The organism is Photorhabdus kleinii (genome assembly GCF_025384885.1).
GTDB lineage: Bacteria > Pseudomonadota > Gammaproteobacteria > Enterobacterales > Enterobacteriaceae > Photorhabdus > Photorhabdus kayaii.
Genome location: NZ_JAJAFY010000002.1, coordinates 235673 through 261722 on the forward strand (window position 1 = coordinate 235673; position 26050 = coordinate 261722).

At 39.9% G+C, this 26050-nt stretch carries 23 protein-coding genes, 1 tRNA gene, 1 other RNA gene and 1 pseudogene; 7 read left to right on the forward strand and 19 right to left on the reverse strand.

The window, feature by feature from the left end; translation table 11 throughout:
- Positions 1-3: 3 nt before the first annotated feature.
- From LG003_RS02900 to rimJ, 6 genes and pseudogenes are all read right to left on the reverse strand, one after another.
- On the reverse strand, positions 4-192 hold the full coding sequence (locus LG003_RS02900) for a hypothetical protein (RefSeq protein WP_262980121.1): 189 nt from the start codon (positions 190-192) through the stop codon (positions 4-6).
- Between the two features lie 14 nt (positions 193-206).
- Positions 207-1175, reverse strand: coding sequence for a diiron oxygenase (locus tag LG003_RS02905; RefSeq protein ID WP_112876073.1), 969 nt, complete (start codon positions 1173-1175; stop codon positions 207-209).
- 360 nt (positions 1176-1535) lie between these two features.
- Complete coding sequence (locus LG003_RS02910; RefSeq protein WP_112876074.1) at positions 1536-1784, reverse strand: hypothetical protein; 249 nt, start codon at positions 1782-1784, stop codon at positions 1536-1538.
- Between the two features lie 681 nt (positions 1785-2465).
- Entirely contained in the window at positions 2466-4004 is a 1539-nt protein-coding gene (gene murJ, locus LG003_RS02915; RefSeq protein WP_112876075.1) for a murein biosynthesis integral membrane protein MurJ, read from the reverse strand.
- Positions 4005-4518: 514 nt separating this feature from the next.
- Positions 4519-4905, reverse strand: a pseudogene (locus LG003_RS02920) (hypothetical protein); the annotation flags it as partial.
- A gap of 528 nt (positions 4906-5433) precedes the next feature.
- Complete coding sequence (gene rimJ / locus LG003_RS02925) at positions 5434-6018, reverse strand: ribosomal protein S5-alanine N-acetyltransferase (protein WP_112876076.1); 585 nt, start codon at positions 6016-6018, stop codon at positions 5434-5436.
- Between the two features lie 187 nt (positions 6019-6205).
- On the opposite strand from rimJ, the gene mdtH reads away from it, so the two are divergent.
- Positions 6206-7411: a multidrug efflux MFS transporter MdtH gene (gene mdtH / locus LG003_RS02930; protein ID WP_112876077.1), complete on the forward strand. Its 1206-nt coding sequence runs from the start codon at positions 6206-6208 to the stop codon at positions 7409-7411.
- Between the two features lie 37 nt (positions 7412-7448).
- The gene (locus tag LG003_RS02935) at positions 7449-8012 is read left to right on the forward strand and encodes a lipoprotein (protein ID WP_262980122.1); all 564 of its coding nucleotides are present in this window, start codon (positions 7449-7451) and stop codon (positions 8010-8012) included.
- Positions 8013-8077: 65 nt separating this feature from the next.
- Here LG003_RS02935 and LG003_RS02940 read toward each other — a convergent pair whose 3' ends face one another.
- Both LG003_RS02940 and ghrA read right to left on the reverse strand, forming a co-directional pair.
- Positions 8078-8617, reverse strand: a complete 540-nt coding sequence (locus tag LG003_RS02940) for a TorD/DmsD family molecular chaperone (protein WP_262980123.1) — start codon at positions 8615-8617, stop codon at positions 8078-8080.
- A 72-nt stretch (positions 8618-8689) separates the two neighbouring features.
- The gene (gene ghrA / locus LG003_RS02945; protein ID WP_262980124.1) at positions 8690-9631 is read right to left on the reverse strand and encodes a glyoxylate/hydroxypyruvate reductase GhrA; all 942 of its coding nucleotides are present in this window, start codon (positions 9629-9631) and stop codon (positions 8690-8692) included.
- Positions 9632-9954: 323 nt separating this feature from the next.
- Here ghrA and LG003_RS02950 point away from each other — a divergent pair.
- From LG003_RS02950 to mazF, 4 genes are all read left to right on the forward strand, one after another.
- Positions 9955-10044 (forward strand) — tRNA-Ser (locus LG003_RS02950).
- 48 nt (positions 10045-10092) lie between these two features.
- Positions 10093-10216, forward strand: a non-coding RNA gene (locus LG003_RS02955) — RtT sRNA.
- Between the two features lie 342 nt (positions 10217-10558).
- On the forward strand, positions 10559-10804 hold the full coding sequence (locus tag LG003_RS02960; protein ID WP_112876081.1) for an AbrB/MazE/SpoVT family DNA-binding domain-containing protein: 246 nt from the start codon (positions 10559-10561) through the stop codon (positions 10802-10804).
- Positions 10805-11137 carry an endoribonuclease MazF gene (mazF, locus tag LG003_RS02965; RefSeq protein ID WP_205068643.1) on the forward strand — a complete coding sequence of 111 codons (333 nt, stop codon included), beginning with the start codon at positions 10805-10807 and terminating at the stop codon, positions 11135-11137.
- Positions 11138-11497: 360 nt separating this feature from the next.
- Here the strand turns inward: mazF and luxE are convergent, their stop codons facing one another.
- From luxE to LG003_RS03010, 9 genes are all read right to left on the reverse strand, one after another.
- Positions 11498-12610, reverse strand: a complete 1113-nt coding sequence (gene luxE, locus LG003_RS02970) for a long-chain-fatty-acid--protein ligase LuxE (RefSeq protein WP_262980125.1) — start codon at positions 12608-12610, stop codon at positions 11498-11500.
- A gap of 62 nt (positions 12611-12672) precedes the next feature.
- Positions 12673-13647 carry a luciferase subunit beta gene (gene luxB, locus LG003_RS02975; RefSeq protein WP_112876083.1) on the reverse strand — a complete coding sequence of 325 codons (975 nt, stop codon included), beginning with the start codon at positions 13645-13647 and terminating at the stop codon, positions 12673-12675.
- Positions 13648-13661: 14 nt separating this feature from the next.
- Positions 13662-14744 carry a luciferase subunit alpha gene (gene luxA / locus LG003_RS02980; RefSeq protein ID WP_112876084.1) on the reverse strand — a complete coding sequence of 361 codons (1083 nt, stop codon included), beginning with the start codon at positions 14742-14744 and terminating at the stop codon, positions 13662-13664.
- Positions 14745-14926: 182 nt separating this feature from the next.
- The gene (locus LG003_RS02985) at positions 14927-15850 is read right to left on the reverse strand and encodes an acyl transferase (RefSeq protein WP_112876085.1); all 924 of its coding nucleotides are present in this window, start codon (positions 15848-15850) and stop codon (positions 14927-14929) included.
- 12 nt (positions 15851-15862) lie between these two features.
- Positions 15863-17305 (reverse strand): long-chain-fatty-acyl-CoA reductase LuxC, encoded by a 1443-nt coding sequence (gene luxC, locus LG003_RS02990; RefSeq protein ID WP_112876086.1) that lies wholly within the window; start codon positions 17303-17305, stop codon positions 15863-15865.
- A gap of 542 nt (positions 17306-17847) precedes the next feature.
- Positions 17848-18312, reverse strand: a complete 465-nt coding sequence (locus LG003_RS02995; RefSeq protein WP_240000676.1) for a type II toxin-antitoxin system PemK/MazF family toxin — start codon at positions 18310-18312, stop codon at positions 17848-17850.
- Positions 18284-18568, reverse strand: a complete 285-nt coding sequence (locus LG003_RS03000) for a hypothetical protein (protein ID WP_112876088.1) — start codon at positions 18566-18568, stop codon at positions 18284-18286. Before LG003_RS03000 ends, LG003_RS02995 begins: the two co-directional genes overlap by 29 nt.
- A 512-nt stretch (positions 18569-19080) precedes the next feature.
- Positions 19081-20832: a carbamoyltransferase family protein gene (locus LG003_RS03005; RefSeq protein WP_262980126.1), complete on the reverse strand. Its 1752-nt coding sequence runs from the start codon at positions 20830-20832 to the stop codon at positions 19081-19083.
- 485 nt (positions 20833-21317) lie between these two features.
- Positions 21318-22010, reverse strand: coding sequence for an SDR family NAD(P)-dependent oxidoreductase (locus tag LG003_RS03010; protein ID WP_112876090.1), 693 nt, complete (start codon positions 22008-22010; stop codon positions 21318-21320).
- A gap of 699 nt (positions 22011-22709) precedes the next feature.
- Here LG003_RS03010 and dauA point away from each other — a divergent pair.
- Positions 22710-24425 carry a C4-dicarboxylic acid transporter DauA gene (gene dauA, locus LG003_RS03015; protein WP_262980127.1) on the forward strand — a complete coding sequence of 572 codons (1716 nt, stop codon included), beginning with the start codon at positions 22710-22712 and terminating at the stop codon, positions 24423-24425.
- A 149-nt stretch (positions 24426-24574) separates the two neighbouring features.
- Here dauA and kdsA read toward each other — a convergent pair whose 3' ends face one another.
- Positions 24575-25429, reverse strand: coding sequence for a 3-deoxy-8-phosphooctulonate synthase (gene kdsA / locus LG003_RS03020; protein WP_262980128.1), 855 nt, complete (start codon positions 25427-25429; stop codon positions 24575-24577).
- A gap of 116 nt (positions 25430-25545) precedes the next feature.
- A partial coding sequence (locus tag LG003_RS03025) for a tetratricopeptide repeat protein (RefSeq protein ID WP_262980129.1) occupies positions 25546-26050 on the reverse strand: 505 nt, incomplete at its 5' end.

Here is a 26050-nt window from a genome sequence, read left to right on the forward strand (position 1 = left end):
GTATCACTCCCTCACCGAGCTGACATGATGAGGCTTAACGGCAACCAGAACAGGTACCCCCCCATTTTCGTTATAATTAACTTCCTGTATCAAAATTAAGCTTTGACGATTAATCAAACGGGTTTTAATTTCTTTTACCACACTCTTGAGTTCTGCCATTGATACGGTTTGATGAGACATTACATTACTCATTTCCTCGGCTCCTCTCATGAAATAACCCATCCGATATTTTCAAAACCACGCCGAACCGCTTGATGTTCAAGCACCCCCGCTCTCTTTAATGCCAATAAAACATTTTTTACAATAGGGACATCGGGCGTTACCTCAAATCCCTGATATATTCGCTGTACTGACTTCTCACTATAAGCCCGATCATTCGTAATACTGCTTAGGAGTTCGGTATTAAACTGTTTCTCTGATTCAATATTAAGATAAAGTTTAACGAAGTCAGCAATATGCTGACCAATTCCATAAGTTTCATCATCACTCATATGATGCCAGGTATATTGTAATAATTCATGGAAATATAGATAATGCCTGGATTCATCATTCATGTGGTCATTAACATAATATTTTATTGAAGGATGAACATTTTCACTGTTGAAAAACTCCACCAACTCTTTCACCAGCGTTGTTTCAAAAATACAGACTGCAATTATTTCAAACAAATCATGGTAACGAGGAGAAAGACGCGACATTATCTCTGAAACCGCAACATAAGCATCTGATATAGGATAAGATAACTCTTTTATATCAGGAAATTTAGCTTTCAACTGGTTCATCATATTTCTGGCAATATAAACATGATAATATTCATCAATCACAATCGTATAAGCATTGATTTTCATCTGCTCATGATATTTCACTGATAAATCATTATAGATGATTTTATTACAGGCTGAATTAATGAGTTTAATTTCAAGATTAATAATATCATTCAAATATTTAAAAAATGCTTGTATCAAAATCTCATTTTTAACTTCATAACTAATATGTTGTAAACTCTCATCAAGTAACAAAGGCTGTTTTTCTTCAGGAAAGAAAAAACCGGGTATATCAAAGTCAATATACTTCTCTGGCCGGGTTCTTATTGAAGCCCGTTGTTCCCATTTAGCGGTATAAGAGGACAATAATCCCCCTTTTGACAATACATTGCCAATCAGTTCTGAACTCATGTGTCGTTCCTTATTTTAGGATAAAGCTGCTCCTCAATGTACATTCCAGTATCTGAACACTATTCATGCCCATTATTTTGACAATAATGGTCTACACATCAATAACGCCTACTGGAATAAGCTCTCGATGTTATATAAGGTAAGATATTCACCCCAACTTAATAGAGAATACTATTCATAATTCATACCAACGGCTCCGTTAATTTCCATAATTAAAAAGACTAAGACTGATTACCCCTGATAAAACAATCTACAGAGAAAAAATTGACAAGTTGAGAGTGGTTAGCAACCTATTTCATTAGGTGACGTTATCTACCCATTTTCCTCCTATGTTACCCAGAAATTTTAACATCATCTATCTCATAATTTCCTATTTTCACCCATAGGAACATTGATTAATAATAACATAAATATCAATATGATAGATAAAGAAACATACAATTCAGTTTCTAAAGAATTAGAGATAACAATCTGCTGAATAACCCCGCCAGCAACACTAAAATTAACTGTCTTATCAGCAAAGCCAATAACAGGTCTATCAACTTCGACATCTCCAAGCAGTAAAGAGATATTTGAGATTATTGATGATGAGAAAAATTTATAACACATAGTTCCATATATTCCTTAGAAATAGTTTACTAGTATTACAAATATCTAATTAATATCACATAACGAATATAGTCTATATGATAACTATGTTCCAGAACAGCATTCCTTATAATATTTATAGAAGAAATACGACCTGACACACATAATTAATTTTTCAATAAAATACTATTCAATCGAGTGACTATAATAGTCTAGTTACCACTGATTTATAAAAACTTATAACAATTAAATATATTACTTTTCATTCATAAATCGGATAAAAAAATCAAATTGAACAATTGAGCATGTCAATAATTTCAACACAGAGAAATATAAATATAGCAAAATAACTTACCTGACAGATATAAATAACCAATAGATATATACCCGTTATCTTTCAAGTTGCCCTTTGTTGGCTGCACTCGCTCACCCCGATCACATAGTTAGCTATGCTCCCAAGGATTCACTCCCTTGCCGTCGCGATGCATCTTGAAATCCATTGGGTAAGTAAATTTTATAAAAATCATTAATAAATGTATTATTTGAGCAAACAAATAAAATAATCCCTATCTGCCATTCAATGTTTTCCCTAAAATACGCCTATATTATCTCACCAATATAACACTCATTAGCTGATATCCCGGTAACCTCAGAAAACTCAAGCTCAGCCTAAGCTAGCAATAACTACCGGGATATCTCAATTTATTGAAAACCGCGGTGGGCAAAATCTTTTAGCCGAAAACCCATTAGCGCTAACGCAGCAAAATAGCTGCTGGCCCCGGCGATAACCACCACCATCAATCGCAACAGGCGCATAGCCATATTCCCCTGCTCCCATGCTGGCATCAACCACAAAGTAACAGCCAATATTGCAATCATTACTGCAATTGCCACTACCAGCTTAAATAAGAACATACCCCAACCTGCTAACGGCTTAAAAATATTTTTCTTACGTAATTGCCAGTAAAGCATGCCAGCATTGAAACAAGATGCCAAACCGATAGAAAGGGCCAACCCGGCGTGTTTTAATGGGCCAACAAAAGCAAGGTTCATTAGCTGAGTCAGAATCAAAGTGACAATCGCAATTTTTACCGGGGTTTTAATATCTCGACGAGAATAAAAACCCGGTACCAGCACCTTGACAATAATTAGCCCCATCAATCCAAAACAGTAAGCAATTAACGCTTTTTGGGTCATTACTGCATCAAATGCCGTAAAATTACCGTATTGAAACAGAGAAACTATTAAAGGTTCTGCCAGCATACCTAAAGCAACAGCACAAGGCAGTGCTAACAAAAAACAGAGCCTCAGTCCCCAATCCATTAATTTGGTGTACTCCTCATGATTTCCGCTGGAAAAACTTTTCGCCAGTGAAGGCAAAAGAATAGTCCCAAGCGCAACACCTAATACACCAGAAGGTAATTCCATTAAACGGTCAGCGTAATACATCCAGGAGACAGAACCGGACACCAGAAATGAAGCGAAAATCGTATTAATAATTAATGAAATCTGGCCGACTGACACCCCAAGAAGTGCTGGTCCCATCTGCCGCATCACCCGCCATACGCCGCTGTCACGGAAAGAAATACGCGGTAACACCAGCATGCCAATCTTTTTTAAATGAGGAAGCTGATATAAGAGCTGTAAAATTCCTCCTACAACCACCGCCCAACCCAACGCCATCACCGGCGGATTACAATAAGGGGCAACAAATAACGCAAACACAATCATGCTGATATTAAGTAACGTCGGAGCGAAGGCAGGAACAGAAAATCGATTCCAGGTATTTAATATCGCGCCTACCAACGAGGCCAGTGATATCAGAAAAATATAGGGGAAAGTAATTCTTAACAGATTTGTTGTCAGCGTAAATTTATCAGCGGTATCGGTAAAACCTGGTGCAGTAACATAGATCACCCAAGGTGCGCTTAAAATCCCCAGCACAGTAACAATTGCCAGAATTAACGTCAGCATCCCGGAAACATAAGCAATAAACGTCCGAGTCTCTTCATCACCTTGCTGGTTCTTATATTCTGCCAAAATAGGCACAAATGCCTGAGAAAAAGCGCCTTCGGCAAAAATACGACGCAGTAAATTAGGCAGTTTAAACGCAACAAAAAAAGCGTCCGCTGCAACACCGGCCCCAAATATGCGGGCAATAATGGCATCCCGGATAAAGCCCAAAACCCGAGAGAACATGGTCATAGAGCTAACCGCAGCCAGCGATTTCAATAAATTCATCGTATTTATCTCAAAATCATGTTAGTTGATTTCCGAACTGCCTGTACGACAGTGCAAAAATGGAAAATGAATTATACACGACTGAGATACTTGTAAGCTGTCTATACTTTTTAAACCGCCTGTATGCTAGTACAAAAAAAAACCAAATTACACCATCTTAATCCAGCTTGCTAAACTACCTATACCCAATGGATTTCAAGATGCATCGCGACGGCAAGGGAGTGAATCCCCGGGAGCATAGGTAACTATGTGACCGGGGTGAGCGAGTGCAGCCAACAAAGAGGTAACTTGAAAGATAACGGGTATATACCTACCAGATTGTCCAACTGGGTATTTTGACTTAACCTAACGGTGTTACCTGTTTATTAGAGTCTAATATCTTATTAGGGTCTACCGCCTTATTAGGGTCTAACATCAAAATAATTGTATTTGTTACTTGATTCTGCGATGACCCAGCATTCACTGGTTTCTGAGGCAATTCAGTACTCACTGGTTTCTGAGGTAACTGAGCATTTACTACTTTTGGATGCAGCGTATACATCCCGCCATTAAATGGATCAACTAAGAGCCAACCAATTAAACTACCAAATATAAAATTACCCCCAATGTACCAACCATTGGCGCTCGCCTTAATTGGTAACGTTACAGACTCAGAATTCTCTTTAGTAAAAGTAACCAGATAGTCTTTTTTACCAAAATAACTTCCATCTGACTTTTCTAAAATCACATCCTGAGGCGTTTTCCCTTGAGCAACAACCCTACCTAATTCATCTTTGATAGAGAATGTGGACCCTGATGGATTACTATCAACCTGAACATGCTGAGTTTTATCACCCACAATCGTAGCGCAACCGCTAGTAAACATTACAGCAGCCAAGGACAAGGCAGCAATATTATTCATGGTTAATTATTCACTTTGTTAACAAAAGCGGCGAGTATACATAAATTCATGCTTATGCACTAGAAATCATTAACCTTTATAAGCCGCCAGTGCAACATTGTATTTGGCCTAGATGATGGCACCTTGCAACTAGCCTTATTACAAAAACCACTTTAAAAAGCGCAACAACCGAAGTCAGTGCGTCAAATAAGTCAACTCATTGAAGCTTACTCATTTCTAAACTGCCTGTGCGGCAGTGTACCGTCGTGGTTCAAGTTGGCAACGAACTATCAATTTCTAAGCTGCCTGTACGGCAGTGAACTGTTACATATTAACTTTAAGCTACTGACAGTTAAAGCATATATTAATAAAACAATGAAAAAACCCTTTTTTTCAAGAGAACCAATATTTCCTTTAAAATCAATAAATTAAAATTGAGCACAAAAAAAGGGTCAAAATAAGGTATAGGCTTGGCAGATTTTCAACAGTAATTTAATTCATCATTACCAACTTGTTTTACTCTCATTAGGTGGTAATACAGCTCAACAATCAACTTTTTCCACTCCATTTTTCATCTGTCAATGCGGTTAATACGTGATCCTGCCAAACTCCATTGATCATCAGGTATTTCTTGGCATAGCCTTCACGCTCAAAACCCAATCGTTCCAATAACTTCCCACTACGATGATTATCCGGCATATAATTAGCCATAATCCGATGCATCCCCTGTTGACGTTGCATATAACGGATAGCGGGTTGTAAAGCTTCATACATCAACCCTTTTCCCTGCCACTTTTCACCAAGCGAATATCCCAAATAACAGGCATGAAAAGCACCACGCAGAATATTACTGAAATTGGCAACACCAATAACTTCACTCTCATTTGAATCAAGCAGCAGAAAATGAAAAGCCACCCCCTGTCTTTGCATTTCTATGATTAAATTCAATCGATTTATCCAACCGGAAGGCTGACAATGACTGCTATCTCTGGTCGGCTCCCAAGGTTTAAGAAACTCGTAATTTTCTGAATAGTACTCAGCCAAACGATAAGTATCCCGCTCGTACACTAAACGCACCACCATTCGTTCCGTGATCAGACGAACTTTCGGTAAAGTGGAACGATAACCAAACATTATTTCTCCCTAGCTATGTTAATTTATCCGTTAAAAATTTAAACCATTTATCTGTAAAAAACAGCTTCCAGTCATTACCTTACGACAAAAAAATATTATCCATGATTCACTATCCTAATGTCCGAATTAAGTACAGAATATATAAAGAACTATATTTCCTCTCTTCTTACTACTCCAATGGTGAGCAATGTCACTGGTTTCACAAGCACGTAGCCTGGGTAAGTACTTCCTGTTATTCGATAACATGCTGGTCGTTCTGGGTTTCTTCGTCGTTTTTCCTTTAATATCAATACATTTCGTTGAGCAACTGGGTTGGGCGGCGCTGGTTGTCGGTTTTGCGCTTGGTTTACGTCAGTTTGTACAACAAGGTTTAGGCATTTTTGGTGGCGCAATTGCAGACCGTTTTGGCGCGAAGCCGATGATCGTCACCGGCATGCTGTTACGCGCTCTTGGTTTTGCTTTAATCGCTTTAGCCACCGAACCGTGGATACTGTGGCTTGCCTGCATATTATCCGCACTGGGGGGGACCTTATTTGATCCTCCCCGGACCGCACTGGTCATCAAACTAACCCGACCACACGAGCGTGGCCGTTTCTTCTCGCTGCTGTTAATGCAGGATAGCGCCGGCGCGGTTATTGGCGCACTGATTGGTAGCTGGCTGCTGCAATACGATTTCCAACTTGTCTGCTGGACAGGTGCCGGTGTTTTCGTTCTGGCAGCCATCTGGAATGCATTATTTCTCCCTGCCTACCGGATTTCTACTACCCGCACTCCCATCTGGGAAGGGATGGAGCGCGTTATTAAAGATCGTCGCTTCTTCACCTATGTGTTGACGTTGACCGGCTACTTTATGCTGTCTGTCCAGGTGATGTTAATGTTCCCGATTATCGTCAACGAAATCGCCGGAACACCCGCTGCGGTAAAATGGATGTACGCAATTGAAGCAACCCTATCGCTCACTTTGCTGTATCCGATCGCCCGTTGGAGCGAAAAACGATTCCGGCTAGAACAGCGTCTAATGGCCGGGCTTTTCCTGATGAGCCTGAGTATGTTCCCTGTCGGTTTGATTGGTGAAATAAATACCTTGTTTGGCCTTATTTGCCTGTTCTATCTCGGCACCATCACCGCTGAACCTGCCCGTGAGACATTAAGTGCTTCACTAGCTGATCCACGCGCGCGTGGTAGTTATATGGGATTCAGCCGTCTTGGTCTGGCATTGGGTGGCGCCTTGGGTTATACCGGCGGTGGTTGGTTATATGATACCGGCCATGCGCTGAACATTCCGCAATTGCCTTGGTTTCTGCTTGGGATTATTGGCTTGATAACGCTGTATGCCCTGCACCGTCAATTTAACCAACGTAAAATTGAATCTGCCATGCTGAGTGGCAATTAATGAGGTAAAATCTGCCCTCCAAAATAAAGGAGTCGATATGAGAAAATTTTTCTTGGGGGCAGTCTTGCTGCTAGCGGGGTTAATCAGTGGTTGTGATCAGTTCAAAGATGTCAGTATCAGCGAAGAGTTAATTAATGGTTATCTAGCAAAACACGTCCATTACCAGAAACAGATCGAATTACATGGTATTGCCAATGCGGATATTGAATTGACAGAACTATCCAGCCAAATTGGTCGAACAGAACCAAACAAAATAGCGTTAACTGGCCGTGCAAACGTAAATATTACATCCTTGCTTGGCCCAGCTAAAGCCGATATGAAACTCACCCTGAAAGCACAACCTGTTTTTGAGCAGGAAAAAGGGGCTATTTTTCTGAAAGAATTAGAAGTCGTTGATTACCAAATCACACCGGAAAAAATGGAAAAACCGATTAACGCATTACTTCCTTATCTGAATAAATCACTCAGTGCTTTCTTTGATATTCATCCTATTTATGTAATAAAAGCAGATCATAGTAAAGCTGAAGCCGCAGCTAAAACATTAGCAAAAAGGTTAGAAGTGAAACCTGGCAAATTAGTTATTATGCTGACCGATAAATAATTTTCATCAAAATATAGTAAAAAGGCAAATAATTCGACATTATTTGCCTTTTTATCATTTAAAAATTAAGAATCCAGTTCTTCTCTTAACGCCTGTAACGCTTCACGGGTAATCATTGCTAATGTCCGGTAGAAACCGGTTATTGCATGGGCTTCCACTTTCCCCAGAAATTGCCCACACCATGGCAGCAAATATTCATCAAACAGCACAATTTGCCCCTGAACCTCATCTTCTGCTGCCTGATCTTCCAGCCATGAAGCCCCTAATAACAGAGAACCAAACTGATCGACTGGCCCATCGGACAATGGCATTCCTCGTTCAGTCAAAAATTGACGAATATCGTTTTCACTCTCCCCGGTATAGTCAGAACGGCGGCCTGGTACGCTAGCATTATCGCCATAAAACAGTGCCACATAATCAGCTTGCATTGCGGATAGATCGCAGCTTTGTTGCAAGCGATCCAACAATGCATCTTGCTCCAATGGCCATGATTGCTTCAATTTACCTTCGACAATCATCGTCAGAAGTGGTTTCAGAATCGGGTCTTGCGGTTGACGATTAAATAAAGTCCCTAAAATACGGCAGACTATTGAAAATTCATTCATCTCAGTTTCCAAATAAATAGCAATTTTGCCGTTATTGTCTCCAATAGCCGCCCCTATTGTAAAGAGACGTTATTAATACCCTAGTTTTATATCCACAACGCCGGTTGATAATTCCCCTTGTTCAATTCGTCGAATATTTTCACTAATCGTATCCATAGCAATATCGGGAATAGTAATAGCCGCAATATGTGGCGTCACCGTTATACGGGGGTGAGTCCAGAATGGGTGCATCTCTGGTAGCGGTTCCTCAACAAACACATCCAATGAAGCCCCGGCGATATAACCTTTATCAATCGCCACCAACAGATCATATTCTACTAAATGGGCACCTCGTGCGATATTAATCAGATATGACTTTGGTTTTAGCTGGCTAAACAGCGATAAATTCAGAATACCACGGGTTTTTGGTGTATCGGGCAGCAAATTGATAAGCACCTTGCTACCGGAGAGAAAATCTCCCAATTGATCTTCACCGTGAAAGCTAACTACGTTATTAACCTGTTTTGGAGTACGGCTCCAACAACGCACAATAAAGCCCCATTCAACTAACGCCTGTGCAACACGGCTGCCCAGAACACCGGCGCCCAACACACCCACAACAAAATCCTTACGATCATGAGGTTCGAGTTGTTTCCACATCCTCTGCCCTTGTTGCAGCTTATACTCATCCATGCGTCGCAAATAATGTAAAACCGTTGCTACCGCATACTCCTGCATTTGCAGCCCCATGCCTGCATCTTCAAGCCGCATCAGTGGCACACCGGCGGGTAACATCCCTGGTTTTTGCTGTTCCTGCTTTAAAATCGCCTCTACTCCTGCTCCTAAAATAAAAATCCCCTTCAATCCAGAGCGATTTTCCAACATCTCATAGGGGGGAGCCCAAACCATTGCATAATCCGCATGCTTATTATCGCCGCGTTTCCATTGGCGGATATTGACATTGGGCAATCGTTGCTGCATGCCTTGAATCCACTGAGCAGCATCAAAAAAGGGGTGGTAAAAGATAATATCCACGATTAGTTATCCTCATCTTATTTTTTCACAAGGGTTATCTGATTGAGTGTAGGTTGCAAGTCCCTTTGTTAATCATCGTTACGAAAATTTTGAGAATGTTAAGTAGTTAACGAATTCATTTTTTTCTTATCAAAGGACTTGTACATTTTCTATTTCAGCGGCATCAGGTGGATATCAATTCACCGAATTGACTCTTATTTAGCTAACCAATCAAAAAACCAAAGAAAAATATCAGAAGAGTGTTGACGCTTGTAACGCTTTTCCCTATAGTAGCGCCCCGTTGCAGCGACAATGTTAGACAAAGTTGCTGGGATGAAAAGAATGGTGAGGTGTCCGAGAGGCTGAAGGAGCACGCCTGGAAAGTGTGTATACGTGAAAACGTATCGAGGGTTCGAATCCCTCCCTCACCGCCAGAATTGAAAGAAAGCTCAGGTTAAATACCTGGGCTTTTTTGCTTGCATATACCCCTGATGCAGGGAGGGTCGAGAACCCTCGACCAGGGTTCGACAAAACGGCTTGCCGTTTTGGACCGCCAACGGCGGCCCGTAGGGTGAGCGCAGCGAATCCATCCCTCCCTCACCGCCAGAATTGAAGAGAAGCTCAGGTTTACCACCTGGGCTTTTTTCTTGTATATACCCTTGAGTTAGACACCAAGTCATACATAGGAGTGCAGTTTTTTATAGGATATTTGTTGGAACTCAAATTAGCCGCTGTTCACTATCATTGGGCTGGATGAATTAACTCTCTAAATCTAACTGTTATAGGGATTTTTCGACTGAAGCCCAACCTTATGAAAACACACGCTAACCACATTATTACCCTGAATCACTATCATTCATCTTACATATTGTATCAACAATGTTGATTTTTTATCCAGAAATGTACATTATATACATTGAAGATACATACTTATGGAGAGAATAAATCATGCCTCAAGTGACTATTAAAAAATGGGGAAATAGCCCATCAGTAAGGCTGCCCATAGCTGTTATGAAAATGGCGTCTTTAAGTGTTGATGATACCGTTAATATTTCTGTAGAAGATGGAAAAGTAGTTATTGTTCCTGTCAAAGCAAAAGAATATAACCTTGATGCGTTATTGGCTGGCGTAAAAGATGAAAATATTCATACTGAGGTAGATTTCGGCGCACCCGTAGGAAAGGAAATATTATAAGTGATTAATCGCTATATTCCTGATATGGGAGATATTATTTGGCTTGATTTTGACCCGCAAACGGGGCGTGAACATGCCGGACATCGCCCCGCTCTTGTACTAAGTCCTGCGGCTTATAACGGTCGAATAGGGCTGATGCTATGTTGCCCTATGACAACAAAAATTAAAGATTATCCCTTTGAGGTTGTAATTAGTAGAAACCCCGACAGTGTTGTGCTTTCCGATCAAGTAAAAAGCCTTGACTGGAGGAAACGTAACGCCATAAAGAAAGGTAAAGTTTCTGATGATGTTTTAGCCGAGGTCAGAGCAAAAGCTAAAGCATTAATAGGGTGAATACCCATAAGTTCAGTTCAAAATAGGTACGGGGATTGAGACTGTAATTTAATTCTTCTCAACTAAAAACAAAATGGTACGCTTCGTAACATTTTGTTTTATATTTATGAGGACATTATCTTTACACCAATATTCATCATGCCAATATTCGTCAAAATATTTTTCAAAATCCATACTTTCAACATATTTTGATAAGGGTCGGCTACCGTGCTGTCATTTTTATCCAGTGTTTGGGGTTAGCTCATAAATATCCGGCCTTTTTACTTGTATATACCCCCAACGCCGGGAAAGTCGAGAACCCTAGAACAGGGTTCGACAAAACAGCAATATATTTACCTCGAAAGCATTGGGCAAAGGACATTAACTATCAAATGCTTCGGTTAAGCTTAAAGCACACCCTTTCTGTGCCCTCGTATTGACACGACGTAAAATTTCAACGAGCACGCCGGGATACTTACCATATTCTCTGCTAATTATCCCGACATCATCGGTAACAATAAATGCTGGGTAACTCGTTGATGACGCATCCATATAACTCATCAAACCCGGCGTTCCATCAGGTACAGGTTTCAATGTTTCAGGATCAAGCGCTCGCGCATATACCCACGGCGGAACACGTTTACGTTGCATCTCATCTTCAAAGAAACACGTGTTGAGTTCAACTTGATTAAATATATCGCGAATCTGACTAATATCACTGAGATTGAAAGTGTCGAATAAAAGATGATTAAAGTCGTTGCGTTTCAGGGATTCTTTTTCGTAACTTTTCCAGCCGCCCCCCGTTATGATATACAGACTTTTATCCCCAGAAAATGAGATATTTTTATCTTTCATATACTGGCAGAGCAAATAAATAAAGTATGGTGAACCGATAAGACAAATATCTTTCCCTTGATTTTTTATTCGTTCAAGACTATTCAATGTCTTAACAAAATCTATTCGCTCTTCTATTACGGTAAATGTCGTGGGATATAATAATTCTACCAAGCTCATAACATATTTAAACCAAATGTTATGAGCATTAAATCTATCTGGCCCCAAGTTGACCAACTCCATTTGATGATCAAACCAACTACCAACATATTTCATGCCATAACTCACAGAGCCTAAGAGTCTCTCAATACTTAGTCTGTCACGCGCCACCTGACTTTTTAAACCACTCGTGCCACTACTGGTAAACCAACTTTCAATCTCGTTCTCCTGAGAAGTTAATAAGCGAGTAAACTTAAAAACTGATGTTGGGAATACAGGTATGTCATCAATTTCCGTAATATTATCATCTACTTTGTGTGCCTGACAGTAGTGACGGTATTCTTGACAATGTTTATAGTGATTACGAAATGCATCAAGCACAAGTTTGTTTCTGATTTTTTCCTGCTCATCGTAAGACCAGACTAATGGATCACTCGAAAAAATCAAATCATCAATTTCTGAGCTTGCTGTGATTTCTTGTTTATCAATATATGAAGTCATACCTGTTTTACCCCTCCCGATAATTTAGAGAGTATGGCAACATACGCTGCCATACTCTTTTACTACATGTGGTACTTTTTAATATTATCATTAACAATATTGATTACGTTTTTTTGGCGCATCAAGTCATTCATTGGTTCAAAGGATAGCAATACACCTTTTGCACCACACTTTTCAATTGCCAGCTTAGCCGCAGCTATACATTCCGTATAATCTCCGACAGCGTTTTCTGTGATTATCTCTTCAAGTTTATTTTCGAGATTTTCATTAGGATACATTTCAAGAACATAATCACGGATAAATTCCCGTGTCTCTTGTTTAGCTTTCTTACTATCTTCGTTATAGTTAACCAATACCATTAACTGATGATCTATCACTGATAAGTCAATGCCATATTTATCAGCAACGGCTTTATACCTCTCAGCATATTCATATCTAACATCATTGGAGTCATCCCACTTAAAGATGAGAGGAATGCCTTTTTTAGCAGCCCACTCAACAATATGATGACTGGTTGCTGTGACATATCTCCGAGGCCCGCCTTGGGTATAAGCATGGGGGTTTACAGATATTTTAGGGAAACTATAAAAATCGTTATCGGGATTACAATAGCCTGTTGTTAAAGCATCATTAATGATTTCATAACACTCTTCAAACAGTTGCTGTTGATATTCAACAGGGCGATTAAAAAGACGCATTTCATCTTTTTTTTCACAATCACTAAACCCTAAAATAAATCTCCCTTCGCTCAATTGATCCAATAAACAAGCCTCCTCCGCTATTCGGACAGGATGATGAGTTGTAATGATGTGATTCAATGAGCCAATTTTAATTTTTTCTGTTAAACCGAGCAAAAAACCAGAAACAGTCAGAGGAGCACCGACAATACCATTACCTGAAAAATGATTTTCATACACCAAAATCTGTTCAAAATTCAACGTGTCAACATGCTCCGTTATTTCCTGCATGCGAACTATACTTTGTTCTTGAGCAGTTGTTGAATTGATGAAGTTAAGGAAGAACAATCCAAATTTCATTTCTTTTTCCTTAGCTAATATAATAGCGATCGTTGTTTTTCTTTAAGAAACGGCATGACATCAGACTGGAAGAGCTTCATGGAGGCAATAATTTCGTCTACTGTTCCATTAGCTTCAAACCCACAACAGATATTTGATATTCCTGTGGCATCAATGTCTTTTTGAATTATGTCAATGCATTCCTGCGGGGTTCCCACGGGATTGATTTCATAACTGTAATCAATGCGGCGATTAGTATCTTTATGTCCTTTTAATACAAAGTCACGCCACTGCCCTTTATTGAAATCATAACCTCTTGTTTTGTCTGAATCATCAAAAATAGTCGTGGCATTCACATAAGAGTCATACCAATACCCTAGAAAATTCCGACAAATCTCTTTCGCTTTATTTGAGTCATGATCTACAGATGTTATATATGATAAGCAATGGTCGATATTATGAATATCGTGCCCATATTCTTGAGCCACCTCGTTATAGAGCTCAAGTTGTGCTTTCTTTTCGTTAGTATTTATAATCCAACTTAATATCATCGGTAAACCAAATTGAGCGGCCCATTCAGTAGTCGAGGCTGATTCAGCAACCACATAAACAGGTGCTCCACCTTTACTATATGCTGTCGGGTTTACTTTTACCTTATGGAACTTGATATGTTCATTATCAGCTTCCATATATCCCTCTGTCATTCCATTTTTTATCAACCCGTACCAGCATTCCGCTAAAGCGCGACTGTTATTCATATCTGTGCCAAATACGCGAAAGTCTTTGTTGTAAAGCCCCCGACAAATACCAAACCGAAATCGTCCTTTTGACATTTGATCCAATAAATTCACATCTTCAAGTTGGCGCACTGGATGAGCTGTGGGAAGAACAATAGCCGCAGTCCCTACATTCAATTTTTTGGTTGCACCAAGTAAATACGCAGCAGCGACATAAGGGTTACCAAGCAAACCAAACTCCGTGAAATGGTGCTCCAGTAACCATACAGTATCAAAACCACACTCCTCAGAAATACGACCTAATTTAACCAAACGTTTCATTACTTCTGTTTGAGAAAATTGGGGGGGTTGGTATGTAAGCAAAAAGTTTCCAAATTTCATAGTGAGTCCTTATATTGCTATTTGAGTGATAGTATTAACCATACCCGTTATCTTTCAAGTTGCCTCTTTGTTGGCTGCACTCACTCACCCCGGTCACATCGTTATCTATGCTCCCGGGGATTCGCTCCCTTGCCGTCGCGATACACCTTGAAATCCATAGGGTATATCTATCCCAATAGGTTTTAAGACAGCGAAATCGCTTGATTTTCAATCTCAATTTTCATTCGACGTTCATTGACTGTCGCAATAGTTAGATGTTCAAATGATGGTTCAATAATATCAACATCAATATCCAGACGATCATTATCCATCGCGATAGCGGCCTTCGTAACCGATTGATAAAAATTGCGTAAGACCACTAAGTTTTCACCCAAGTCATGAGAGCTTCCCAGCAAAGAATATATCTTGCATCGATTACTACGAATATTTGATAACAATGTGATAACTTCATCTTGCTTTACCCAATTGTCATTATTTGCAGTAAAAGCAATAAACGGTATATCAAGATACATCATGCTATTGATTGTAGAAGTTAAATCTTCCCAGCCAAAATCAAAGCAATCTCTCGCAAAGACTTCAGCACCCAATTTATGGCCTTCAAAATCCAGATTATTCGGCAGTTCATCAATGGGTAAACTGAGATAATCAAATCCTAAAGCTCTTTCAAGCGTATATCTTAAGTTAACAACACCGACCGCGGTGATTAAAAACGAAACATTAATTTCAGATAGACTTGCATAAACTATCCGTGCAGACAAGCTTGAAGCCAAAACACCACGGTTATTTATTTTTCGTGTATTTAACCAATCAACAACTGCTAATAGGCTCTGTTTTCCTATAGACATTGTAAATTCATCAATTGTCCCTGAACTCAACCCAACGTGGTGAAGTGAATCATAGCGAATCACATGAAACCCATTCTGCGATAAATATTCCGCCAGGCCAGCAAAATGATCCATCCTTCGGGCAAAGCCCGACGCAATAATAATGGTATTCTTTCTCTTTGAGCTGTTTTCTTCTGGCAGCGTTTCCCAAACATGAATTTTTTTATTTCCTTCAACACAAAGAACATGGTCGATGGTTTTATATTTGGATTTATTTTCCATACTTTTTACCTATTATGGGACAAATACAAGGAATTTATCTTCTTCCAGGAATCGAGTCTGTTCTATTTCAACAGCAACATCCTTAGCAGTATAGTTAGATGGCCTTTCATGAGAAATATATGTCACTAATCGTTGTAACGGTCTCATTCCATCATGAGATCCACCAACGCGAAATATGTTATTCATCCCTGCTTCTACAATCCTTTCTGCACCTTTTAGTGCTAATGCGTCTCGATATTTAAATGCTGATTCCCAAGGAAAAATAGATATGGTTTGCGTCTTATTTTTTTGAACATAAGGCAATATTTGCTCAATATTATCGACGTGATGAAGATACACACATCTGCCAAGTGGTTGATTAAATTCCACACCTGCATTTGATTCAATAATCATCCAACGTTGATGAATATCCACCTCTACTTTTAATCCAGCAAACAAGCTCTCTTTTTGGACTAAAGAATAGGCCGCCTTTTCATCAAAATCTTTTTTGGCGTTTGGTAATATATGCGCATATAGATTAAGTTTTTCTATCAACGCTAGCTTAAATTCTTCATAATGACTTCCCATGTAGTATATGTTTTGGGTGGAAAAACAAGCTCGCTGATCGTAAAAACAAATATCATGAGCCGCACCGGTAGCTGCTGATGTCAAGTCAACTGGGTCATCAATAATGCAAAAACTCTTCTTAGAACCAAATTTAATCACGTCAACATAAGGTGGCGCCTGTTCTACAGCCCAATTAATCGCATCTTCTCCTCCCCAAGCAACAATGACATCCGCATGTTGCATAATTTCTTTTGCGAGTGATGTATCCCCTTGATGTTGCCAATATACAACAGACAAAGAGCGCGTTATCGGGTGATTAGGGTCTACATCGATAAAGCTTAACGCTAATGCATGAGCTGTAAAAGGATCGGTTGATGATGTTTTTATAATACACTGATTCTTGGTTAAAATTGCGCGCAATATAGACATGATCCCAGATAATGGAACATTACCTGCCAACAGATGTACAGACTTACCTTTTGGGAAAGCCCTAATATAACTCTCATCCTGAGGTAGCCACTCATCCATGATATGGCGAGAACCAAGCTCATTATTTACAACATCATAAAGGCCACCTTTAGAACATAAAATCATAGATATCCAGTTGGCCTCTAGCTTTGCCATTTCTTCTGAATATCCCATATATTTTTTTAAGTCACGTATATATGTCCTGCGTCTTGAATATTCTTCATTTTTCCATCTTTGCCCTACCGTATAGAGAAAATTGACAATGTTATGCAACCGTAATTTATTATTTTCATTATAATCAATAATGTTTTTTACATGAGAATCATTCAATATTGGCAGGTAAACACTATTATCACCAAAGTCAATGGATTGCACTAAATCATCACTTTCAGGAAAGATTTCGACCTGGCCGTTAATAATGAATGAAATTTTTTTAGTCATATTTACCATCCATTTAATAGGGTAATTTCAACTTAAATTGTTGTTTAACCATCTTTGCAAACTGGTCGTACCAACTCTTACTTCTTGTATTTTTATATTAAGATAATGCAAGTAACAAAATATCCATAAAATTCAGATTCTGACTACCGGACTCCTGAGCTGTAAATTTCGTTAGGATTATGATAATAATATGAATTTTCTGCTCAAGGCTGTTAATGTGAATGAGTGGATCGTCAATATAATTTCTGCTCCAGTTTTAATACCTGTTAAAATAGCAAAGTAAAATTTTCATATCAACAAGATTTGTTAATGAAAAGTTTAAATTAAAAAAGTCACGCTCTTCTCTAATGTATGATAATACTTATGTAAATTATTAGCCTGAGTATTATTTCACAAATACCGATAGAAATAGATTGAATAGCAATCTAATTTTCACCGGCAGATTTTTAAAGAAGAGCTTAAATTCAAAATACTTGAGCTTTTTATTTGTATACGCCTACGATGGAGGGTTTATAACCCTCCAATTAAAACAATAAATCTAGCTACTTTTTGAGGCATGCTGCGGCTTGTCGCACAACATCGTAGTAGCTGGCTGGTAACGTCCCCATACGTGGCGTAACAGGGATTGGCAACGCACGCCAAGCTGGCGCGACTTCAAACCAGTTAGAATCATAAAACAGTTTTATTTCGTGGTTTAGATTGAATTTTGTGTCGTAAGCAAGACCTGTCAGTTCAAAATCTATGTCCGTTGTCTGAATAAGAAATTCGCCAGGGTAAATCTGATGGGTTTTCTGCGAGGTGCCGTAGACCACAATCACCGCGTGATCAGTCGGAGATACAGCAATTACTAACGCCGGTCGAGATTTCGGTCCCGGCGTCCCGAAGCTTTCAGGAAACCGACACCACACAATGCTGCCGATAGTGGCAAGGGGGATAAACCTGATCGTTTTGTGCTGCTGTGCCATCATTGCCTCTCGATCAGAACAGGCGTTGAGTAAAGTTATCATCCGCAATGTCGCTAGCGGCGCTCGCCTCACGGATGGCACAGATCTGCTCATTGCTCAATGGTCCGTCATCTTTCTCGTAGTGCGGTAGATACCGATCTGCAAAGTTGCGCAAGGCAAGGTGTGCGATCTCAGTTTTACTCATACCAGTGACTTTAACCAGTTCATCAAGCGTCCCGGCGCTGATCCCTGTGGGCGTATCCTGACTACGCAAGCGGATCAAGAAACTGGCTGTGGTTTTTCCTTGGGTATTGTGCATGGTGCGTTCTCCGAGTCATGTCAAAATAATGTATATCAATTCTATATCATGATAGCATATTGATATACCATTACCAAATCCCCATCACTTAATCAATTACCCTTCATTTTCCCAACTCTGGTGTAAGAATTTTTTTGCAAAAATAGACTCCCCGCTCATCCTTTCCAGAATTGAGTAAAATTGGATAGGACAAAAAAGCGAAAATGCTACCTCTGCACCAAAAAATGAAATCTCCGCAAAATATTAATTAACAACATTTCCCAACACCGATACAAGAGATTCAAACACAGATATTCCCTCACTCAAAACTTACAAAAGTGTCTCATCAAGAAACTCAGCAGCTGCATATAAACGGTCAGAAAGCCGCCAGTAAAACAATCTTTGTTTTGCAAATAGACAGGATGTGTTTCTACATCATCAAATATCATCTCCAGATATTTTTTAAAATGACAAAGAAACACATTTGATCCCAAAATCAATTAACTGACATTTTAATCAGAAAGCCATCAGGGTTATTCTTTCCAGACAACAAACCCCTCAATATAAAGTTTTTCCAGTGAAGTTTTCAAAAACGTTTCTATTGCAATTTCCGGTGACATAATAAGCGGCTGCCCCTGAATGTTAAATGAAGTATTCACCAGACAGCCATAACCGGTTATCTTCTGTACCTCTTTCAATAATCGCCAAAAAGTTGCGTTAAAAGTACGTTCAACAAGCTGAATACGCGCCGTTCCATCAGCATGAACAATACCAGACACCGGCCCCATCATTTCTGGTTTTACTTTGGCGGTGCAAAGCATATATCGAGTCGGCATTAAATTACGCGTCTCAAAAATAGTGTCGCAATCCTCATCCAAAATTGCCGGGGCAAATGGTCGGAAAGCCTCACGGAATTTCACTGTACTATTAATCCTATCCTTTATTCTTTCACCTGTTGGCAAAGCTAGAATCGAACGGTTGCCAAGTGCCCTCGGACCAAATTCCATTCGACCATGGAACCAGGCAATGATTTTATCTTCTGCGATATCTTTAGCCGCAGAAACAAAATAATCATCATTCAATCCCAAATAACGCCATTTCATTCCCGCATTGCCACCATGTCGGAATAATACATTGCGGACTTCATCGGTGGAGAAGCGTGGGCCAAGATAAGGATTAAAGCAAGGATCTACATCATTGTGGTAGCCACCAGCCACAAAAAGCGCAGCCCCCAAGGCCGAACCATCATCACCCGATGCCGGTTGGATAAAGACGTTTTCCACCCCATCAAGTTGACAAAGAACTTGGTTTGCTTTGCAGTTTAAGAATGATCCTCCAGCAAAACAGAGTGACGTTTCACCGGTTTTTTGCAGCCAATAGGTCACTAACTGTTTCAGCAACAGTGTAAATTTCTCCTGTAATCCAGCAGCAAAATCCTGATGAACATCCAGCAAAATGTTATCTTCACTTCTCGGTGTAAAACCAAACATATCGCTAAGTTGTGCCATTGCACCGGGAAAACCATATTCCGCATTGTCAAATGCTTGCGGTAACCAGTTTATCTGTATCGTTCCGCTCTCTGCATCGAATTGCGCTAATTCATTAAAAATATCGCGGTATCGCTCAGGGTTACCATACGCAGCAAGTCCCATGACTTTATATTCATCACTATTAAATACAAAACCAAGGAATCGGGTACAGATAGAATAAAATATTCCTAATGAAGAACTAGTTGGCTGACTGTACAATTTCTGGAATTGCTGGCCTTTAGCAAGATAAACACTTAAAGATTCTATTTCGCCCATACCGTCTGAAATGACACACAGCGCAGACGGGAAGCCACTGGGATAAAAGGCTGATGCCGCATGAGCTAGATGGTGATCTACCCCCTGAAAACGTGATTCAATATTCTGCCATCCCTTATCAGCTAATGCATTAATCACGGTTTTTCCACTAAAAACCTCCTCGAATAACGCTTCATTAGACATGAAAAATCGGCGATAATTATCATAATTAAAACCGTGAGCAATAACCTGTATATCATCTTGCATAAGACCTGCTTCCGCTAAACAATAATTAATGGCATTAGCAGGAAACCGCCCTGTTCCTTTCTCTCCCGTAAAGCGCTCTTCCGCCGCCGCTGCAACAATTTTTCCATCAATAATCACACAGGCCGCACTATCGACTCCCTGGCAAATACGTTCGTCTAATTTACTTACCTCTGGATTATTCTCTCGCAGAAAACGTTGAGCATTAGGAAGGCCACTGATACCTAATATAACCATTTTCTTCACCTCCAAATTGTTATTTTTCTTTCATAAAAATTAAACGCTCCCGGGAATTCGCTCCATTTCCGTCGCGATGCATCTTGAAATTGCCTGCAACAATTACGCCTATTGGGATAGACTCTCATTTACCCAAAAAAATAACTCATAAACGATATAAAATAAAGATATCTGATAATCAGTTTCAGCTTCTATTCCAAATAGCGTAACCAACATTGAAATAATAACCAATAACCTTTTCTCATTAAAGCGATTGGCAATATTAGGCCAGGTAAAGAAATACATTTATTATAAATCCAACCCGCTATTCCAGCTAATTGATGAACGCATGCTTGCGGATCACGATTTATACCCGTCATCTTTCAAGTTGCCTCTTTGTTGGCGGCACTCACTCACCCCGGTCACATAGTTCGCTATGCTCCCGGGGATTCGTTCCCTTGCCGTCGCGATGCATCTTGAAATCCATAGGGTATATAATATTGTTATTAACCACTTAATCCCCCATCAATGCAAAGAGATGTTCCTGTGATATAGGTTGATGTACTCAACGTCCCCACACAAAAACTGGCAATTTCATTAACACCTGCCATTCGTTTTAATGCAGTGCTTCTAGCGAATTCCATCTTCTTTTCTGGAGAAATATGACGCAACATACCACCATCAACATATCCCGGCATTACAGTGTAGGCCCTAACATTAAAACGACCGTAGTCATTAGAGATGTTTTTTACCAATGCATTCATGGCTGCTTTCGAACAAGAATAAGCGATGGCGCCTGTCTCTACACGTAAACTTGCCGTAGAAGAAATAAATTGCATCACGCCATTACGATTCTTCATAAAATGTGGCAGCAAATATTTTGCTACTCTTGCTGCACCAAATAAGTTGACATTAAAAACATCATGCCAACCCTCAATATCTTGAGCATGTAATAAGCCATCCAATGACATTGCCGGCGTATAAATAACCGCATCAATACATTTTATTTTTTCAATGGCAATGCTAATGGCTTCTCTAACACTGTTATCCGACATAACATCTAAATAAATTTCTTCATTACGCGGTTTACGTGAAGTGCCTAATACCTGATAACCACTTGCAACCGCATGCTGGCAAATTGCATTCCCAATTTCACTTGATGAACCAATAATAAGTATTTTGCTATCATATTTGTGCATTTAAACATTCCCACCTTATCTAAAAGATATTTTCCAACAGTAATCCCTACTTTAAATAAAGCATTCAGAATAAATATTATCTAAACAAAAAAACATTTTTAATTTATATATTATTAACGTATATATTTTTAGCTTACCTATTTTCAATTCACTTGTTCAATCTAATTCTATGAGTCACCCTAAATAATAGGGTGAGTTCTTATATCTGTCAAATTATTAATCTAATATTTAAGAGATATCAAAGCATTGGTTAAATTACACCCAAAAATTAAATAAAAAAATATTATGCGTAAAAACATTCAATACAGCTAGTTTAATTCAGTCATAATCAATACTTGTGGTGAATGCATAATTAATTATTTAACTTTCTAACAATAACAATTAAAAATTACAATCAATTATGTGAATCCAAATAGCTTCAATTTTAAAAATATTAATTAAATTCTTTATGAAGTTAATTCAATAATATTCACCAATAAGAATAGACACTTAATAGAATCGGTTTCAGCCTATTTTATGGTGATAAGAACACTATTCTCCCTTTTACTTTTCACTTTCCTGACGTTAAGCTATTAACATTAAGTTTGATCTATAGCGCTATCGCTTTGAACTAAAAGCACTATTTTTACAATTCGGTCTTGCAATTTGGTTGTAACAACCTTATTGCTTTTTCCCTCTATATTTTTGGTTTATGCACAGATGAAAACTCGTAGAATGAACGGTATACGGCCGTTTAGTGCTGTAATTGATGCTTGTTGGAAGGAATCTTACTCTTTTGCTCGTTTAACTAAAGATATTATTGCCGGTATTACTGTCGGTATTATCGCCATCCCGCTCGCGATGGCGCTAGCCATCGGGAGTGGTGTCGCGCCACAATATGGGCTTTACACCGCCGCAATTGCCGGGATAGTTATCGCGATAACCGGCGGTTCACGCTATAGTGTTTCCGGCCCTACCGCCGCTTTCGTTGTCATTCTCTATCCGGTCTCTCAACAATTTGGTCTGAGTGGTTTGCTCATTGCAACATTAATGTCAGGCATTATTTTGCTGGTGATGGGGTTAGCCCGCGTTGGTAAATTGATCGAGTATATTCCGCTACCCGTAACACTCGGTTTTACTTCTGGGATCGCGATAACTATCGCAACCATGCAAGTAAAAGATTTTTTTGGTCTGCAATTGGAACATATGCCAGAGAATTATATCAATAAGGTTGCGGTTCTGTTTCAAGCTCTGCCAACGCTGTATTTGAGTGATACGCTGATTGGCCTGACGACACTTGCCGTTCTGATTTATTGGCCTAAGCTTGGGCTGAAATTACCCGGGCATCTTCCTGCTCTCATTGCAGGAACTGCTGTAATGGGGATCATGAACTTATTCGATCAACATGTTGCTACTATTGGTTCTGAATTTAGTTATATATTGAATGACGGTACACAAGGACAAGGCATCCCACCCATCCTACCGCAATTTGTTTTACCGTGGCATTTACCTGATATGGATGCTCATCAGGTTAATATCAGTTGGGCAACAATTTCAGCCCTATTACCCGCCGCCTTTTCAATGGCAATGTTAGGCGCGATTGAATCACTGCTTTGTGCCGTGGTTTTAGATGGTATGACCGGTAAGAAGCATCACTCAAACAGTGAATTGATTGGCCAAGGATTGGGAAATATTGTCGTGCCATTCTTCGGTGGTATTACAGCTACCGCCGCAATCGCCCGCTCAGCCGCAAATATCAGGGCCGGCGCGACATCACCGGTTTCAGCCATTGTTCACTCTCTGCTCGTCTTATTGACTTTACTGGCATTGGCCCCCATGCTCTCCTATCTTCCTCTGGCCGCTATGTCCGCCTTGTTGCTCATGGTCGCCTGGAATATGAGCGAAATACATAAAGTTATCGATCTGATCCGCCGTGCACCAAGGGATGACATTATTGTGCTGGTACTTTGTATGTCGCTCACAGTACTGTTTGACATGGTTATCGCTATTACGATTGGTATCGTATTAGCTTCACTGCTGTTTATGCGTCGGATAGCCAATATGACTCGCATCAGTCAATTGCCACAAACAAATGTCGATAAAGCTCTGCTGGTTGTTCGTATCAATGGCCCGCTATTCTTTGCCGCCGCTGAACGTATCTTCACAGAATTAAAGGAAGAAAGCGCCAATTATCAGACAATCCTCATGCAATGGGATGCCGTGCCAGTACTGGATGCGGGTGGGCTGCATGCTTTCCAACGTTTTATTGATGAAGTGGGTAAGGATAAATATATTGCTGTTTGTGATATTCCATTTCAGCCGTTAAAAACATTGGCCAGAGCCAGAATCCAGTTGGTTGAAAATCACCTTAGCTTCCATGCGACATTACCACGAGCAATGGAAGAGTTGAATTTCAATGGCAAAATGGATAGCTGAAATTGCCAGATAAAAGTTTGCTAGCTCTGTTTCCAATAACTCTTTTTTCAATAACTCTTTTTTTAAAATCATGGCGCTGTAAACCAGCGCCAAATCTATTCATCACCAAATCTCGTCATCATTTGATGTCATGGCATCAAAAAGCCACTTTATTTACTGGTATCCAGTTGAGGGAAGCTTTTCACCACATCATCAATTGCTTTCATCTGGCTCAAAAATGGTTCAAGTTTTGCCAACGGCAATGCTGATGGACCATCACACCTCGCATTCGCAGGATCAGGATGAGCTTCAAGGAACAGGCCAGCAATGCCGACTGCCATTCCCGCACGCGCCAGTTCAGCAACCTGAGCACGACGACCACCAGACGCAGCACCAAATGGATCGCGGCATTGGAGTGAATGGGTGACATCAAAAATGACCGGATGCCCCCCCGTCGCCTGAGCCATAACATTGAAGCCCAACATATCCACCACCAAATTGTCATAACCAAAGTTGCTGCCACGGTCACATAAGATCACCTGATCGTTGCCGCCTTCTTTGAATTTATCCACAATATTTCCCATCTGACCCGGGCTAATAAACTGGGGTTTTTTAACGTTGATTACCGCGCCGGTACGCGCCATCGCCTCAACTAAATCAGTCTGACGCGCCAGAAATGCTGGCAGTTGGATAACATCAACCACTTCCGCCACTGGCTGGGCCTGTGCCGACTCATGCACGTCAGTGATGATTTTCACACCGAAAGTTTGTTTCAATTCCTGAAAAATCTTCATTCCCTCTTCCAGACCGGGGCCGCGGTAAGAGTGAATTGATGATCGGTTTGCTTTATCAAAGGAGGCTTTGAAAACATAAGGAATGCCCAATTTTTGTGTCACTGTCACATAGTGCTCACAAATACTCATGGCCAAATCCCGTGACTCAAGGACATTCATACCACCAAAGAGAACAAACGGTAGATCATTCGCGACCTTGATATCACCAATATGAACCACTTTCTGTTGCATACTTATACCTTCCGTTAGGGACCAATAAATTAATGAGATAAATCAGTGCAGTGCGCTATTCATCAGTGCAAAACAATATTTCAATACAAAACAATATTTCAATACAAAACAATATTTCAATGTAAAACAAGGCATTGCTGCTGAATGGAGTATATCTGCATTCTGACCATTTCTGCCACCGGGTCCTCCGGGCAGTGCTCCACAAAATAATTTAAATCAGAAACCGCAATATGATTACAATCAAGTTCCGCATAAATCAGCCCCCTATCACGTATTTCATAGGGGTTATCGGGATCAAATATCAGCACAGCTTCACTCGTTCTCAGTGCCAGTTCCATTTGCCCTTCGTCCATTAACGCGACTTTTATTGTATCCAGCACTTTACGTACAATGCTGGCGTTATCAGCTCCTTGCAAATCATCGGCTGCTAATTTAGCTGTCTGACTAATGTTACCTTTAAGCCACACATCAAGCACATATTCACTTAACGCTTCACCATTGAGTGGATTAATAAACCTCGCCGTGTTATCTGGATAATCAACACGCAAAATCAACTGTGTTGGAAAAACAACCGGCATAAACGGTAGCTCTAAAGCCTGAGCAATATGGATAAGAATTACC